Annotated in this window: 13 protein-coding genes and 1 tRNA gene; 10 read left to right on the top strand and 4 right to left on the bottom strand. The window is 66.2% G+C overall.

The genetic code is table 11. The features are described 5' to 3' along the window. Window positions 1-47: 47 nt before the first annotated feature. From leuS to QP457_RS15770, 8 genes are all read left to right on the top strand, one after another. A complete protein-coding gene (gene leuS, locus QP457_RS15805) occupies window positions 48-2687 on the top strand; it encodes a leucine--tRNA ligase (RefSeq protein ID WP_205406226.1) in 2640 nt (879 codons plus the stop codon). Between the two features lie 139 nt (window positions 2688-2826). After that, complete coding sequence (gene lptE / locus QP457_RS15800; RefSeq protein WP_099818982.1) at window positions 2827-3402, top strand: LPS assembly lipoprotein LptE; 576 nt, start codon at window positions 2827-2829, stop codon at window positions 3400-3402. Window positions 3403-3414: 12 nt separating this feature from the next. Then, entirely contained in the window at window positions 3415-4452 is a 1038-nt protein-coding gene (holA, locus tag QP457_RS15795) for a DNA polymerase III subunit delta (protein ID WP_205406225.1), read from the top strand. Window positions 4453-4455: 3 nt separating this feature from the next. After that, complete coding sequence (gene nadD / locus QP457_RS15790) at window positions 4456-5121, top strand: nicotinate-nucleotide adenylyltransferase (protein WP_205406224.1); 666 nt, start codon at window positions 4456-4458, stop codon at window positions 5119-5121. 58 nt (window positions 5122-5179) lie between these two features. Continuing rightward, on the top strand, window positions 5180-5593 hold the full coding sequence (gene rsfS / locus QP457_RS15785; protein ID WP_025879295.1) for a ribosome silencing factor: 414 nt from the start codon (window positions 5180-5182) through the stop codon (window positions 5591-5593). 63 nt (window positions 5594-5656) lie between these two features. Beyond that, the gene (rlmH, locus tag QP457_RS15780) at window positions 5657-6127 is read left to right on the top strand and encodes a 23S rRNA (pseudouridine(1915)-N(3))-methyltransferase RlmH (protein ID WP_205406223.1); all 471 of its coding nucleotides are present in this window, start codon (window positions 5657-5659) and stop codon (window positions 6125-6127) included. Between the two features lie 22 nt (window positions 6128-6149). Next, window positions 6150-6226, top strand: a tRNA-Asn gene (locus QP457_RS15775). Window positions 6227-6385: 159 nt separating this feature from the next. Then, entirely contained in the window at window positions 6386-7345 is a 960-nt protein-coding gene (locus QP457_RS15770) for an alpha/beta hydrolase (protein WP_205406222.1), read from the top strand. 49 nt (window positions 7346-7394) lie between these two features. Here the strand turns inward: QP457_RS15770 and arcD are convergent, their stop codons facing one another. From arcD to QP457_RS15750, 4 genes are all read right to left on the bottom strand, one after another. Next, the gene (gene arcD / locus QP457_RS15765; RefSeq protein ID WP_205406251.1) at window positions 7395-8816 is read right to left on the bottom strand and encodes an arginine-ornithine antiporter; all 1422 of its coding nucleotides are present in this window, start codon (window positions 8814-8816) and stop codon (window positions 7395-7397) included. A 108-nt stretch (window positions 8817-8924) separates the two neighbouring features. Then, the gene (locus QP457_RS15760) at window positions 8925-11735 is read right to left on the bottom strand and encodes a TonB-dependent receptor (RefSeq protein WP_205407024.1); all 2811 of its coding nucleotides are present in this window, start codon (window positions 11733-11735) and stop codon (window positions 8925-8927) included. Window positions 11736-11951: 216 nt separating this feature from the next. After that, window positions 11952-12602, bottom strand: coding sequence for an energy transducer TonB (locus QP457_RS15755; protein WP_180166277.1), 651 nt, complete (start codon window positions 12600-12602; stop codon window positions 11952-11954). 221 nt (window positions 12603-12823) lie between these two features. Further along, on the bottom strand, window positions 12824-13561 hold the full coding sequence (locus QP457_RS15750) for an SIMPL domain-containing protein (RefSeq protein ID WP_100553160.1): 738 nt from the start codon (window positions 13559-13561) through the stop codon (window positions 12824-12826). A gap of 130 nt (window positions 13562-13691) precedes the next feature. On the opposite strand from QP457_RS15750, the gene QP457_RS15745 reads away from it, so the two are divergent. Together QP457_RS15745 and rng are read left to right on the top strand one after the other, a co-directional pair. After that, window positions 13692-14300, top strand: coding sequence for a Maf family nucleotide pyrophosphatase (locus QP457_RS15745; protein WP_100553159.1), 609 nt, complete (start codon window positions 13692-13694; stop codon window positions 14298-14300). After that, window positions 14293-15780 carry a ribonuclease G gene (gene rng / locus QP457_RS15740; RefSeq protein ID WP_205404795.1) on the top strand — a complete coding sequence of 496 codons (1488 nt, stop codon included), beginning with the start codon at window positions 14293-14295 and terminating at the stop codon, window positions 15778-15780. Before QP457_RS15745 ends, rng begins: the two co-directional genes overlap by 8 nt. Window positions 15781-15797 lie beyond the last annotated feature (17 nt).

Below are 15797 nucleotides of genomic sequence, written 5' to 3'. Positions count from 1 at the left end.
CGCACTGCGGTACGCTGTACCGCTTTGCCGCCGCAACCGCGTGTTACATGACCAGCGTCGAACCCAACGTTTACGATCCGCAGCAGGTTGAATCCGCCGCCCAGCAGTACTGGGATGCTACCCGTGCCTTCGAGGTCGATGAAGCCTCGGACAAGCCGAAGTACTACTGCTTGTCGATGCTTCCGTATCCGTCCGGTGCGCTGCACATGGGCCACGTGCGCAACTACACGATCGGCGACGTGATCAGCCGCTACAAGCGCATGACCGGCCACAACGTCCTGCAGCCGATGGGCTGGGACGCGTTCGGCCTGCCGGCGGAAAACGCCGCGATCAAGAACAAGACCGCACCGGCCGCCTGGACCTACAAGAACATCGACCACATGCGCAGCCAGCTGCAGTCGCTGGGCTATGCCATCGACTGGTCGCGCGAGTTCGCCACCTGCCGCCCGGACTATTACGTCCACGAGCAACGCATGTTCACCCGCCTGATGCGCAAGGGCCTGGCCTATCGCCGCAACGCGGTGGTGAACTGGGACCCGGTCGACCAGACCGTGCTGGCCAACGAGCAGGTCATCGACGGCCGCGGCTGGCGCTCGGGCGCGCTGGTGGAGAAGCGCGAGATTCCGCAGTGGTTCCTGCGCATCACCGATTACGCCCAGGAACTGCTGGATGGCCTGGATGAGCTGGATGGGTGGCCGGATTCGGTCAAGACCATGCAGCGCAACTGGATCGGCCGCTCCGAAGGGCTGGAAATCCAGTTCGACGTGCGCGACGTCGACGGTGCCGCACTGGATCCGCTGCGCGTGTTCACCACCCGCCCGGACACCGTGATGGGCGTGACTTTCGTGTCGATCGCGGCCGAACACCCGCTCGCCCTGCATGCGGCGAAGAACAACCCGGAACTGGCTGCGCTGCTGTCGGAAATGAAGCAGGGCGGCGTGTCCGAGGCCGAGCTGGAGACCCAGGAAAAGCGCGGCATGGATACCGGCCTGCGCGCCGTGCATCCGGTTACCGGTGCCCAGGTGCCGGTGTGGGTCGCCAACTTCGTGCTGATGGGCTACGGCACTGGCGCGGTGATGGCCGTACCGGGCCACGACCAGCGCGACAATGAATTCGCCAACAAGTACAACCTGCCGATCCGCCAGGTCATCGCGCTGAAGTCGCTGCGCAAGGACGAAGGCGCCTACGACGCGACGCGCTGGCAGGACTGGTACGGCGACAAGACCCGCGAGACCGAACTGGTCAACTCCGAAGAGTTCGACGGCCTGGACTTCCAGGGCGCCTTCGAGGCGCTGGCCGAACGGTTCGAGCGCAAGGCCCAGGGCCAGCGCCGGGTGAACTACCGCCTGCGCGACTGGGGCGTGAGCCGCCAGCGCTACTGGGGCTGCCCGATTCCGGTGATCTACTGCGACAAGTGTGGCGCGGTACCGGTGCCGGAAGACCAGCTGCCGGTGGTGCTGCCGGAAGACGTGGCGTTCGCCGGTACCGGTTCGCCGATCAAGACCGATCCGGAATGGCGCAAGACCACCTGCCCGGACTGCGGCGGTGCGGCCGAGCGTGAGACCGACACCTTCGACACCTTCATGGAGTCGAGCTGGTACTACGCCCGCTACACCTCGCCGGGCGCCCGCGATGCGGTCGACAAGCGCGGCAACTACTGGCTGCCGGTGGACCAGTACATCGGTGGCATCGAACACGCGATCCTGCACCTGATGTATTTCCGCTTCTACCACAAGCTGCTGCGCGACGCGCGGATGGTGGACAGCAACGAACCGGCGCGCAACCTGCTGTGCCAGGGCATGGTGATCGCCGAGACCTACTACCGCCCGAACCCGGACGGCTCGAAGGACTGGATCAACCCGGCCGATGTGGAAGTGCAGCGCGACGAGCGCGGCCGCATCACCGGCGCCACCCTGATCGCCGACGGTCAGCCGGTGGTGGTCGGTGGTACCGAGAAGATGTCCAAGTCGAAGAACAACGGCGTGGACCCGCAGGCGATGGTCGGCAAGTACGGCGCCGATACCGTGCGCCTGTTCTCGATGTTCGCTGCACCGCCGGAACAGTCGCTGGAATGGAACGAAGCCGGCGTGGACGGCATGGCCCGCTTCCTGCGCCGCCTGTGGGCACAGGTGCAGAAGCACGCTGCCGAGGGTGCCGCACCGGCGCTCGACGCGGCCGCGCTGGATGCCGGCCAGAAGGCCCTGCGCCGCAAGACCCACGAGACCATCGGCAAGGTCGGCGACGACTACGGCCGCCGCTACAGCTTCAACACCGCCATTGCCGCGGTGATGGAGCTGATGAACGCGCTGGCCAAGTTCGAGGACGGCAGTGAACAGGGGCGCGCCGTGCGCCAGGAAGCACTGCAGGCCATCGTGCTGCTGCTCAACCCGATCACCCCGCATGCCAGCCACGCCCTGTGGCAGGTGCTGGGCCATGGCGAAACGCTGCTGGAAGACCAGCCGTTCCCGCAGGCCGACAGCAGTGCGCTGGTGCGCGATGCGCTGACTTTGGCCGTGCAGGTCAATGGCAAGCTGCGTGGCACCATCGAGGTCGCCGCCGATGCCGCGCGCGAGCAGATCGAAGCGCTGGCCCTGGCCGAGCCGAACGCGGCCAAGTTCCTGGAAGGCCTGACGGTGCGCAAGATCATCATCGTTCCCGGCAAGATCGTGAACATCGTTGCTGCCTGATGTCCCCGGCACCGGCCGCCACCCTGGTGGCCGGTGCATTGTCGCCACGCCGGGCGTGCCCGGCCGATGGCCCTGCGTTCACGCGGCCTCGGGCACCCTGTCTGTTGCCGTGATCGCCCGGCTCCGCCAGACTGTCTCCATGACCCGAATCCTGCTTGCCCTCGTTCTCGCCCTCGGCCTCGCCGGCTGTGGTTTCCACCTGCGCAACAAGCTGATGCTGCCGACCGATACGGCGCCGGTGAAGGTGGTATCCACCGCACCCTACAGCGAACTGGTCAAGCTATTGAACCGCAGCCTCCTGGCCTCCGGTGCACGCTTGGCCGATGAGGACAGCAAGGGTCCCAATGCCCAGCTGCAGGTGCTGTCCGAACGCTGGGGCGACCTGCCCATCGCCATCGACTCGCAGGGCCGCGCGCAGGAATACAGCCTGCGCTATGCGGTGATCTTCATCTTCCGCCGCGAAGATGGCAGCGAGCTGGTGCCGCAGCAGGTGATCGAACTGTCGCGCGACTACGTGTCGCCGCCGACCGACGCCACCGGTACCACCACCGAACGCGAGATCCTGGCTGACGAACTGCGCCGCGAAATGTCGGCCTCGATCATCCGCCGTATCGACAGCGTGGTCCGCGCCGAACTGGAAAAGGGCGGCAGCCTGTCGGCGCCGAAGCCGGTCGAGCACGATCCGGTCGAACCCGCACCCGCCGTCCAGCACTGAGCCGGGCGCCTGATGGAACTGCGACCGGAACAGCTGGCCGGGCAGGGCGCTGACACGGCGCTGGCGCCGGTCTATCTGATCGCCGGTCCGGAAACACTGCGTGTGCTGGAGGCGGCGGACGCCGTGCGTGCCCGCGCACGCGCAGCCGGCATCGACGAGCGCGAAGTGTTCGATGCCGATGGCCGCGATTTCGACTGGAACCAGCTCGACGCCAGTTTCCACGCCCCCAGCCTGTTCAGCGCGCGCCGCCTGGTGGAAGTGCGCCTGCCCAGCGGCAAGCCGGGCAAGGAGGGTGGCGAGGTGATCAGCCAGTTCTGCGCCAATCCGGCGCCGGACGTGATCCTGATGATCACCGCCAATGAATGGAGCAAGGCCCACCAGGGCAAGTGGGCCGAGGCGGTGAACCGTGTCGGCGTGCTGTCGGTGGCCTGGGCGATCAAGCCACACGAGCTGCCGGACTGGATCGAGCGGCGCCTGCGCAGCAGGGGGCTGCGCGCCGAGCCCGCTGCTGTGCAGCGCCTGGCTGAGCGCGTGGAAGGAAACCTGCTGGCCGCGGCGCAGGAGATCGACAAGCTCGCACTGCTGGCCGATGGCCAGGCCCTGGACGTGGAACGGATGGAATCGCTGGTGGCCGATGCCGCCCGCTACGACGTGTTCCGGCTGGTGGAGGCGACGTTCTCCGGCCAGCCACAGGCGGTGCTGAGGATGCTGGCCGGCCTGCGCGGTGAGGGCGAGGCCGTGGCCGCGCTGATGCCGATCGTGATCCGCGAGCTGCTGGCCGGTGCCGGCCTGGCGCGGGTCCAGGCACGCGGCGGAAATCTGGCTGCGGAGATGAAATCCCGCGGTATCTGGGAATCGCGGCAGGCACCTTACAAGCGCGCGCTGCAGCGGCATCCGGAAGGCAAGCGCTGGGAGCGTTTCGTGGCCGAAGCCGGGCTGGTTGACCGCATCGCCAAGGGGCGCGCCGACGGCGACGCCTGGCTTGCACTTGAGCGCCTGCTGGTGGCGGTGGCCGAGGCACGCGCGGTGCGGCTGCTCGCCCGGGCCTGATCCATGAGCCTGCGGATCTATTACGGGGGCACCTTCGACCCGGTGCATCTGGGCCATCTGGCGATCGCGCGCGCTGCTCGCGATGAACTGCAGGTGGCGGTGCGCATGCTGCCTGCCGCCGACCCGCCGCACCGCGCGGTACCGGGCGCGACCGCCGAACAACGCTGCACCATGCTCGGCCTGGCCATCGGCGATGAGCCGGGCCTGCTGCTGGACCGTCATGAGCTGGATCGGGCCGCGCGCTCTCCCGGCCGGCCGTCCTATACCGTCGACACCCTGCGCGAACTGCGTGCCGAACTTGGCCCAAGCCGCCCGCTGGCGTGGCTGGTGGGGGCCGACAGCCTGCTCGGCCTGCCCAGCTGGCATGAGTGGCAGGCGCTGTTCGGGCTGGCCCATTTCATCGTCGCCGAGCGTCCGGGCAGTCCGCTGCGGGCCAGCGTAGATGGCGCGCTGGGTCAGGCCACCGAGGGCCGCTGGGCCGACAACGAGCAGGCCCTGTTTGCCAGCCCGGCCGGCCGCATCCTGCGCCTGCACCACCCGCTGCGCGAGGAATCGGCCAGTGCCGTCCGCGCCCAGATCGCCGCAGGCGGCCCCTGGCGGGCCATGCTGGCGCCGGCGGTGGCCGACTATGTTTCTGGCCACGGCCTGTACCGCTCCGCCACCTCGTGAATACGGTTGCCGCGCTGTGGCCGTATAATCGCCCCCACGTTTATCGAGTCGACCCGCTTTGAGCAACCAGACCCAGCCCCAGACCATCAAGGTCGATCTGCCCAGCCCGCCGCCCTCCGTGCCGGAACTGCTGGCCAGCGTCCGTCAAGCCACCGAAGACCTGAAGGCCAAGGACCCGGTCGAGATCGACGTGCGCGGCAAGTCCAGCGTCGCCGACTACATGGTGGTCGTGTCGGGTACTTCTACCCGCCATGTGAAGTCCATCGCCGACGAAGTCGTGCGCTTCGCCAAGAACATCGACGTCATGCCGCTGGGTGTTGAAGGCGAGCGTGAAGCCGAATGGGTGCTGGTCGACCTGGGCGACGTCATCGTGCACGTGATGCTGCCGCGCGTGCGCGAGTTCTACGCGCTCGAGCGCCTGTGGACCGTTGGCGACCAGCCGCCGTCCTACGACGACGACGAAGTGGCCTGAGCCATTCGTTGATGCGGTTTTCGACGGCGCCGATGGCGCCGTCGACGTTTTGGAGGAATGTTGATGAAAGCCCGCCTGATCGCCACTGGCGAACGCGCGCCCAGCTGGGTAGCGCAGGGATTTGCCGAGTACCAGAAGCGGCTCTCGCACTGGCTGCCCTTTGAGCTGGTTGAGATCGAGCCCGGCCTGCGCGGCAAAGGGCGGGACGCACGTCGCGCCACCGAAGACGAAGGCAAGCGGGTGATCGCTGCGTTGCCGAAGAATGCCTATGTCGTTGCACTGGACGTGCCGGGCCGCCAGCTCAGTTCCGAACAGCTGGCACAGCGCCTGGAACACTGGCGCGGACAGGGCAGGGACCTGGCGTTCCTGATTGGCGGGCCGGAAGGCCATTCGCCGGAAGTGTCTGCGCTGGCCGATGAAAAGTGGTCGATCGGCCCGCTGACGCTGCCGCACATGCTGGTGCGGCTGCTGGTGGCCGAGCAGTTGTATCGCGCCGCTGCGATGTTGGCCAATCACCCCTACCATCGCGCGTGAAGAGTCGTTATACTGGCGGTCTGCCCGAATAGCTCAGCCGGTTAGAGCACTTGACTGTTAATCAGGGGGTCGTTGGTTCGAGTCCAACTTCGGGCGCCACATTCAAGAGGCCTGCATCGCAAGATGCAGGCCTTTTTTGTTGCGTCGAACCATGCAGTCGCGTGCGCGGGTAGATCCACGCCATGCGTGGATGCACTGCGCGCACTCTGTCGAGCGAACCCGACTCTACAATGCGGTTTCATCATGTGGATGTTGACGATGCGTGCGATCGGCCTCGCTGTTTCACTGCTGCTGGCCTTGCAGCCGTTCGCTGCATCTGCCGCCGCGCCAGCGACCTGGCAACCGCCCGCCGGCACCACGGAACTGCCGCTCTGGCCCGACGGCCAGGTGATGGCGCCGCCGAAGCTGAAAGGCCCCGAGCAGGTCAGCGAAACCGTCTCCAGGGCCAGTGGCGAGCACTGGATGATGCTGCAGAACGTGGCCGTGCCCACGCTCACCGTGTTCCCGGCGAAAGGCACGCCCAGCGGCACCGCAGTGATGGTGGTACCGGGCGGTGGCTACAACGTGCTGGCGATCGACCTGGAAGGCAGCGAGATCTGTGGTTGGCTCACCGCACAAGGCGTCACCTGTGCGCTGCTGAAGTATCGCGTACCCGCCTCGGGACCGAACTGGAATCGCGAATGCAACTGCCGCGACATTCCCGCCGTGCCGATGGCATTGCAGGATGCGCAACGGGCAATGGGCCTGCTGCGTGCGCAGGCCGCGCACTGGAACATCGATCCGCAACGGTTGGGCGTGATCGGCTTCTCGGCCGGCGGCCATGTGGTGGCCGGGTTGAGCACGCATGTGCAGCGCAGCTATGCACCGCTGGATGCGGCGGATGCGCAGTCCAGCCGGCCGGATTTCGCGATGCTGCTGTATCCGGGGCATCTCTGGGTACGCAAGGATGATTCGCTGGAAAAAGACATCGTGGTCGATGCCAAGGTGCCGCCGACATTCATCGTGCAGGCCGCCGATGATCCGACGGACGATGTCCGTCATGCATTGACCTATCAGCGCGCACTGATCGAGGCCGGTGTGCCGGTGGAAATGCATCTGTTCGCGCGTGGCGGTCACGCGTTCGGCCTGCGGCTGAAAGATGCGCCGGTGTCGGCATGGCCCAGCCTGGCCGAACGCTGGATGCACGACATCGGCATGCTGCCGAAACGCCGGTTGTAGCGCCGAGCCCTGCTCGGCTGCCTGCGCGAAGCCAAGCGCGGGCTCGGCTCTACAGCGTCAGCTGGCCTTTCCAGAATGCCACCAGCGTTGCGATCGCCACCACCAGGATCGCGCCGAACAATATCCACTCCCAGCGCGTGAAAATCCGCTCGCCGCGCTGGTGCCGGGTCAACGCGTACAGCACCACGCCCGGCACATACAGCAGCACCGACAGCAGCAGGTTGTCCAGGCCACCGGCATACACCAGCCACAGCGCATAGGCGCTGGCCAGCAGCGCGACGATGAAGTCGCGCCAGCGGGCGCCGCCCGCGCTGGCGTACGCCTCGCCCTGCCAGGCGAGCTTCACGCCGAATGCGCTGGATAGAGAATATGGCACCAGGCTCATCGACGCCGCCAGCAGCACCAGGCTGGTGTAGCTGCCCGAATTGAACAGCACCAGCAGCAGGAACAGCTGGATCAGCCCGTTGCTCAGCCACAGCGCATTGGCAGGTACGCCGCGCGCGTTTTCGCGGCCGAGAAATGCCGGCATCGTGCCATCGCCAGCGGCGGCAAACAGCACTTCGGCGCACAGCAGTACCCATGCCAGCAGTGCACCCAGCACCGAGATGATCGAGCCGATGATGATCACCGTTGCGCCCCATTCGCCCACGATCGCACGCAGCACATAGGCCATCGAGGGATTGGGCAGGCCCGCCAGCTCGGCCTGCGACAGCACGCCCATCGACAGCAGGCTGACCAGCACCAGCAGCAGCCACACGCCGATGAAGCCAATCACGGTGGCGCGGCCGACATCGGCGCGTCGTGTGGCCCGGCGCGAGTAGATGCTGGCGCCTTCGATACCGATGAACACCCACACGGTGACCAGCATCATTCCGCGCAGCTGTTGACCCATGTCCCCCAGTGCGGGAGCGCCGAAGAAGTCGGCGCGGAACACGTCCATGCGGAACGCACCGGCCGCCAGAACCAGGAACAGCGCGATCGGCACGAGCTTGGCCACGGTGACCAGGCTATTGATGATCGCGGCGGTACGCAGGCCGCGCAGCACCAGCAGGTGCACGGTCCACAGCAGCACGGACGATGCTGCGATGGCGGCCGGTGTATTGCCTTCGCCGAACACCGGCGCGAAGTGGCCGATGCCGCTGAAGATCAGCACGAAGAAGCTGGCGTTGCCGAGCACCGAAGCGACCCAGTAGCCCCAGGCCGCAGAGAATCCGATGTAGTTGCCGAAGCCTGCGCGCGCGTACGCATAGATGCCGGTGTCCAGGTCGGGGCGACGATTGGCCAGGGCCTGGAACACGAAGGCGAGCATCAGCATGCCGGCGCCGCTCACTGCCCAGCCGATCAGTGCGGCGGCCGGACCGGCACTGCGCGCCACGTTCTGCGGCAGCGAGAAGATGCCGGCACCGACCATCGAGCCGACCACCAGTGCGGTCAGTGCGGCCAGGCCAAGGCGTTGGTTGGAAGAGGGCATCACGCGCGCCGCAGCTGTAGGGGTGTCCATGATGGACGCTGTCGCGTGCGGAAAAAAGCAAAGGCCCGGGCGAGAGCCCGGGCCTTTGCTGATGACGTTGCAGCAGGATTACTTGAACGTGTACTTGGCACCGACGGTGAAGTAACGGCCCAGCGCACCGGAGAAGTGCATCGGGTTGTAGTTCACGCCGCCGTAGGTGGTCGGATCGAGCGGGGCGATACGGTCGAACACGTTGGCCACCGAGGCATTGAGCTCGAAGGCTTCGGTGATGTTCCAGCGACCGGACAGATCGAAGGTGGTGAACGAAGAGATCTTCTTCACCGGCGTTCCATCTTCATAGAACGCCTGATACGTGCCGCCGCGCTTGTCGGTGTTGTCCATCTTGCCGATGTAGTTGGCAATGCCGCTGACGCTCCAGGGTCCCTGCCGCCAGGTGGTACCGAAGTTGATCTTGTCCTTCGGGGTGCCGATGCAGTTGGTGACGTCGCAATTGCCGTGGGTGCCGGCATAGTCGACAGTCTCATCGCCTTCGGTACGCTCGAACTTCAGGACGTGGCTCCACTGCAGGTCCATTTCCAGCTGGCCCGGACCGATGTCGAAGGTCTGGCGGATATCGGTATCGATGCCGCGAACACGTGAAGAGTTGGCATTCACGTAGGCCGTGTTGACTGCGAGGATGTTGCCGCTGTTGGGAACGCCGCCGATGTTGTTGATGTCACGCACCACATTGCCGGCCCGGATCGCTGCCGTCGTGCTGCCCTGGGCGATTTCGTTGGTGCGCTTGATCTGCCACGCATCGACGGTCAACGAGGTCGAGGACGTCGGCTGCAGCACGATGCCCACCGAGTAACTCTTGGATTCCTCCGGCTTCAGATCCTTGTTCGGGCGGGTGATGATCGCTACCGTACGGGCGGTACATTCGCCGGCGTCGATGGCGCAACGAACCGGGTCGGATGCGTTCGAGAATGCAGCCAGGCCACCGTCACCATTTTCGGCAGGGTTCGGTGCGCGGAAGCCTTCAGCATAGCTGGCACGCAGTGCGATCCAGTCGGCAGGAGTCCACTTCACGCCGAGCTTCGGCGTGGCCTTGCCTTCACCGCTTTCGTACTTGTCGTATCGCAGGGCACCAGACAGTTCCAGCTGTTCCAGCACCGGTGCGGACAGTTCGACGTAACCGGCATACACGTTCTGGGTGCCGTCGTAGGCCGAGTAACCCAGACCGATGATGTCACCCGTGTCGGTGTAGGTCTGCGGGGTCAGGCTGTTGCTGGTCTTGCGCCATTCCGTGCCGATTGCCAGGCCCAGTGGACCACCCTTCAGGTCCATCAGGCTGCGCGACACGGTGAAGTCGAACATGTCCAGGCCGGATTTCGCACGGGCGCTGATGGTTGGTGAGATGTAGTCGTACAACGCCTGCGAATTCAGATTGGCATTGTCGCCGATGCGCCACACGCCACCTGCGCAGTTCGGATTGCCCAGCGCGCACTGCACGGCGCTGTAGCGCAGGAAACCAGTGCGCTTGTTGACCAGGTCGGTCGCCGAATGCAGGTAGGCGGTGTCGTAGCTCCAGTCACCCCAGTTGCCCTTGACGCCCACCAGGAAGCGGTTGAACTCGTTGGTGTTGTTGGTCACGCGCGGACCGACATCCCACGCCGAATAGCGCAGCCTGGAGGCCTGGCCGGGAATCGGGTTGTCAGGATGGTTCGGGCCGAGCACGGTGGCTTTGGAGCCACTGTTCGCGGTGACGACGCCGCCTGGATAGCCCCAGGTACCCGCAGCGCCTGACGGGGTGTTGCTGAAGATCGTTTCCTTCTTCGAGTAGCCGATCTCCGTGTAGATCTCGCCGCCTTCGCCGAAAGCGAAGCTGGCACGGCCGAACACGTTGATGTACTTCTCTTCGGGAGTCAGGTCGCGATACTGCTGCGCCGGATCCCACAGGCAGCCTTGCGCCTGCGCGCTTGCATCCGTCTGGCCCGGAATTGTGGTGAGGTTCGCGCAACCCGGCAGCGCAACCAGGAAGGCAGGATTGTCCCTGGTTACATTGCGGTCGTCGAAGACCGAACCATTGGGGCCGACGCCGCCTGCCGTGCCCCTGGATAGATACGCGCCGCCCAGGAACTGCGAGTCGGCTGCGTCGTAGCCCCACGGGCGGGTATCGCCGGTACCGATCCACTTGCGGTTCTTGCGGTCGCTGATCTTGATGGCATCGGTCTTGCCGACGTCCAGGCTGAAGAATGCGTTCCAGCCATCGGTGGCCAGATCGCCGGTACCGGCGGTCAGGGTGGCCTTCTTGGCATCGCCGTCGCCATCACCGGAGGTGCCGTAGGAGGCACGCAGGATCGCGCCCTGGAAGTCGCTGCGCAGGATGATGTTGACCACGCCGGCGATGGCATCGGAACCATAGATCGCCGAGGCGCCGTCCTTCAGTACTTCCACGCGCTCGACGGCATCGAGGGGGATGGTGCTGAGGTCGGTGAACACCTTCTGGCCGTCATCGGCCAGGCCGTAGGTGGCCATGCGGCGGCCGTTCAACAGCACCAGCGTCGAGCCGGCGCCCAGGCCGCGCAGCGAAATGCCGGCGCCGCCACCGGCGAAGCCGTTGCCGAAGGTCTTGGGGATGGAGCCGGCGCCATCGGCGGTGATGGTCTGCAGGTACTCGGCAAGTGTGGTCTTGCCGGTGCGATCGATCTCCTGGCGGGTCACCACCTGCACCGGTGACGGTGTCTCGGTGTTTGTGCGCGGGATGTTCGAACCGGTGACGGTGATCCGGTCAAGGTTGGTGGCCTGTTCCTGTGCGAATGCAGAGGAGGAGGCCACGGCGCCGGCGAGCAGCAGGGCGCCGCCGGTGAGGATATGGGTGATGGATGTTGCCAGGTGGTTGCGGCGGCGGCTGGCGGGCCGTTGGATCGGGTGTTTCACAGCTTCTCTCCTGACTGGAAAACTCGAGCATTGAGGGCTGTCTCCGGTGTGTCCCGGGACGCGTCAATCTAGGTTTCCGGCAGGTGACGGAGGTGTGAAGTTTTACTAAATTCGTAACGGTTTTCCAACGAAGTTCAAATAACCGGGCAGATTGGCCCTGTTCCGGCCCATTCACCGTTGTGGCCGGCCCGGCGCGCTGCCGGGCCGGCCTCTGACTCAGTCGGGCAGGGAGAACTGCACCGGCACCATGCCGATCGCCGGAACGGCCATGCCATCACGCTCGGCCGGCACGAAACGCCAGTGGCGCAGCACCTGCTGGCGCGCGGCCTGGTCCAGGCTGCGGGAACCGCTGCTGCGTTCGATGCTGACATTCACCGGCTGGCCACTGGGGTCCACTTCCACCCGCAGCAGCACCGTGCCCTGCTCGTGGTTGCGCAGCGCCTGGATCGGGTAGCTGGGCGGCGGGTTGCTGCGGTACTGCAGCTGGGCACCGGCCAACGGCGTGGACGGGGCGATCGTCGGCGCCGTCTGCACCACTGTCGGCTCGGCGGCCGGCAGGATGATGCCCTGGGCCTCCTCGACGGTGGCGGTAGGCGTCGGCAGCGGTGCGGGCACCGGCGTGGCCTGCCGCTTGTGCACCACCTCCACCTTTTCGGGTTCGGTCGGCAGCGGTACCGGCGGCTTCGGTTCTTCCTTCGGAATGAACCGGATCGTGGTCTGGTCGCGGGGAAGTGCGGTGACGGCCTGGTAGGTCGCCGGAATCAGCAACATCAGGAACGCAAGCAGATGCAGGGCGATGGCCGCACTCCAGGCGGCAACGCGGGCGGGATCGAAGTGCAGGGGTACTACGGGATACGTACGAACCATGGTCCACCTCCATGCCAGTGTTGAAGTCCTCAACGCACCAGGGCCGCCATCGGGGTTGCCGCACGCGGCTGGCAGTCAATCATTAGCGCGCCGCCTCCACCACTGCCTAGAGGCAGGGGCGGCAGCGTTGAGCTGGCCTTCATCTAGCGGGGCGGGCACGGCGGCGACGGAAACGAAAACGGCGCCCCGCAGGGCGCCGTTGCAGGAAGCGGGCAGGGGCTTCAGCGGCCCAGTTCGAACACCACGTCCAGGTTGACCGAGACGGTCGATTCGCCCGGGGCGACCGGGGTGGCCTTGTCCATCGCCGCGCCCGCTGCCATCGATCGCATCATCATCGGCGGGCGGAAACCGCCACCAGCGTTCTCGGAGATGCTGACAATACGGCGCACCTGCAGGCCAAGCGACTTCGCATAGGTCTGGGCGCGGGCCTGGGCCTTCTTCAGTGCCGCCAGGCGGGCTTCGTCATAGACCGGTTCGGGCTGGTCGATCTCGAACTGCGGGCCGTTGATCTGGTTGGCGCCCTGCGCGGCCAGCGCGTCCAGCACCTTGCCGAGCTTGGCGATGTCGCGGACCTTCAGGCTGACGGTGTTGCTGGCCTGGTAGCCGGTGATCTTCGGTGCTTCGTTGTCGGCGTAACGGTACTGCGGGTTGAGGCTGACGCCGCTGGTCTGCACGTCGCGCTCGGCGATGCCGGCGGCCTTGATCGCGGCCAGTACCTTGTCCATCTGCTGGGCGTTCTGGCGCATCGCGCTGTTGCCGTCGGCGGCCTGGGTGACCACGCCGGCCGACAGGGTGGCGACGTCCGGCACGCGGGTGGCTTCGGCGTTGGCCGAGATGTTCAGCAGCGTGCCTTCGGCCGCGGCGGCGATCGACGGCGACGACGGGTCGGCATGGGCGGTCATCGAAGCTCCAAGAGCGAGGGACAGGGCAAGCAGCAGCGGGGTGGCGGTGCGGCGCATGGGATCTCCTTGTTGTGGCGGTGAGGGTGGTGTCGTAGCGATGAACGCGCTGTGAGTCCATTCGGGGTTGCAGGCGCCGGGGAAGGATTGTCCGACGATTCAGGTACCGGCGTCAGGTTATGCTGTGTCGATGCTCTATCTTGCTTCCCGCTCCCCCCGACGCAACCAGCTGCTGGCCCGACTCGGACGCCCTTTCCAGGCCTTGGACCTGGAGGTCGTCGAGCAGCGCGCGGCCTCTGAAAGTGCCCAGGACTATGTGTGCCGGGTCGCCGCCGACAAGGCGCGCGCCGGCCTGGCGCGGGTGCTGGCCGAGGACCCGCAGGCGCGGGTGCTGGGCTCGGATACCGAAGTGGTGCTCGATGGCGACGTATTCGGCAAGCCGGCCGATGCCGCCGACGCGCGGGCGATGCTGGCGCGGCTGGCCGGGCGCACCCATCAGGTGATGACCGCCGTGGTGGTGGTGGACGCGCAGGGGCTGGACAGCGAACTGGTCGTTTCCGAAGTCACTTTCGCCCCGATCAGTGCCGCCGACATCGCCGCCTACGTCGCCACCGGCGAGCCGCTGGACAAGGCGGGCGCCTATGCCATCCAGGGCGGCGCCGAGCGCTGGATCGAACACCTTTCCGGCAGCTACTCCGGCGTCATGGGGCTGCCGTTGCTGCATACCGATCGTCTGCTGGCCCGCTGCGGCGTGCTGGCCCCAACTGCTGATGCCGCCAGGGAGGCTGCCGATGTCTGAGGAAATCCTGGTCAATGTGACCCCGCGCGAAACCCGGGTCGCGGTGATCGAGAACGGCATGCTGCAGGAACTGCACATCGAGCGCGGTTGGCGCCGGGGTGTGGTCGGCAACATCTACAAGGGCAAGGTGCAGCGGGTCATGCCGGGCATGCAGGCGGCCTTCGTCGAAGTGGGGCTGGACCGCGCCGCGTTCCTGCACGCCAACGACGTGGTGCGGCCGGCGCCGGTGGCCAGTGCCGATACCGAGAACACGACCCTGCCGCCGCCGTCCAGTGTGCCGATCGTGGAACTGCTGCGCGACGGCCAGGACATCGTGGTGCAGGTGGTGAAGGATCCGATCGGGACCAAGGGCGCACGCCTGACCACCCAGATCAGCATTCCCTCGCGCTACATGGTGCTGCTGCCGCAATCGAAGGTGGTGGGCGTGTCGGCGCGTATCGAGGACGAAGGCGAGCGCGCACGGCTGAAGACGCTGGTGACCGAACTGTCGGCCCAGCACGGTGGCTACGGCTACATCGTGCGCACCAATGCCGAGGGCCAGCCGGCCGAGGCCATCGCCGAAGACATCGCCTACCTGTCACGGGTGTGGAACGTGGTCGAGCGTCGCGGCCGCGAGGCGGCGTCGTGCAGCAACATCTATGAAGACCTGAGCCTGCCGCTGCGCTCGGTGCGCGACCTGATCCGCAAGGACGTGGACAAGGTGAAGGTGGACTCGAAGGAGACTTTCGCCCAGCTGCAGGCCTTCGTGGCCAAGTACATGCCGGTGCTGGCCGAGAAGATCGAGCTGTACAGCGGCGATCGTCCGATCTTCGACATGTTCGGGGTCGAGGACGAGATCGGCCGTGCGCTGGACAAGCAGGTACCGCTGAAGTCCGGTGGCTATCTGGTGATCGACCAGACCGAGGCGATGACCACGATCGACGTCAATACCGGCTCGTTCCTCGGCCAGCGCAACCTGGAAGAGACGGTGTTCCGCACCAACCTGGAGGCCGCGCAGGCGGTGGCCAGGCAGCTGCGCCTGCGCAACCTGGGCGGCATCATCATCATCGACTTCATCGACATGGATGACGCCGAGCATTGCCGCCAGGTGCTGCGTACCCTGGAAAAGGCGCTGGCCCGCGACCACGCCAAGACCACGGTGTACGACTTCTCGCCGCTGGGGCTGGTGGAGATGACCCGCAAGCGCACGGTGGAAAGCCTGGAGCGCCAGCTGTCGGAGACCTGCCCGCAGTGCAGTGGCCGCGGCACCATCAAGACCACCGAAACGGTGACCTATGAAATCTTCCGCGAGATCACCCGTGCGGTGCGCCAGTTCGATGCCGCGCGCCTGCTGGTGATCGCCTCCAGCAAGGTGGTGGCGCGGATCACCGATGAGGAATCCACGGCGGTGGCCGAGCTGGAGGAGTTCCTCGGCAAGAGCATCCGCTTCCAGGCGGATGAGCAGTACCTGCAGGAGCAGTTCGATGTTGTTCTGCTCTGATCCAGGCCGACTGTCTG

Source organism: Stenotrophomonas sp. As-7 (genome assembly GCF_030291015.1).
Lineage (GTDB): Bacteria > Pseudomonadota > Gammaproteobacteria > Xanthomonadales > Xanthomonadaceae > Stenotrophomonas > Stenotrophomonas lactitubi.
The sequence above is the reverse complement of the archived record's forward strand: the minus strand, read 5'-3'. Positions and strand labels throughout refer to the sequence as shown.

Excerpts from the sequence above, each read along its gene's own strand:
- rng (WP_205404795.1), top strand. The coding sequence starts at position 14,293 with ATGTCTGAGGAAATCCTGGTCAATGTGACCCCGCGCGAAACCCGGGTC.
- leuS (WP_205406226.1), top strand. The coding sequence starts at position 48 with ATGACCAGCGTCGAACCCAACGTTTACGATCCGCAGCAGGTTGAATCC.
- rlmH (WP_205406223.1), top strand. The coding sequence starts at position 5,657 with ATGAAAGCCCGCCTGATCGCCACTGGCGAACGCGCGCCCAGCTGGGTA.
- arcD (WP_205406251.1), bottom strand. The coding sequence starts at position 8,816 with ATGCCCTCTTCCAACCAACGCCTTGGCCTGGCCGCACTGACCGCACTG.
- holA (WP_205406225.1), top strand. The coding sequence starts at position 3,415 with ATGGAACTGCGACCGGAACAGCTGGCCGGGCAGGGCGCTGACACGGCG.
- QP457_RS15745 (WP_100553159.1), top strand. The coding sequence starts at position 13,692 with ATGCTCTATCTTGCTTCCCGCTCCCCCCGACGCAACCAGCTGCTGGCC.
- QP457_RS15755 (WP_180166277.1), bottom strand. The coding sequence starts at position 12,602 with ATGGTTCGTACGTATCCCGTAGTACCCCTGCACTTCGATCCCGCCCGC.
- nadD (WP_205406224.1), top strand. The coding sequence starts at position 4,456 with ATGAGCCTGCGGATCTATTACGGGGGCACCTTCGACCCGGTGCATCTG.
- lptE (WP_099818982.1), top strand. The coding sequence starts at position 2,827 with ATGACCCGAATCCTGCTTGCCCTCGTTCTCGCCCTCGGCCTCGCCGGC.
- QP457_RS15770 (WP_205406222.1), top strand. The coding sequence starts at position 6,386 with ATGCGTGCGATCGGCCTCGCTGTTTCACTGCTGCTGGCCTTGCAGCCG.
- QP457_RS15750 (WP_100553160.1), bottom strand. The coding sequence starts at position 13,561 with ATGCGCCGCACCGCCACCCCGCTGCTGCTTGCCCTGTCCCTCGCTCTT.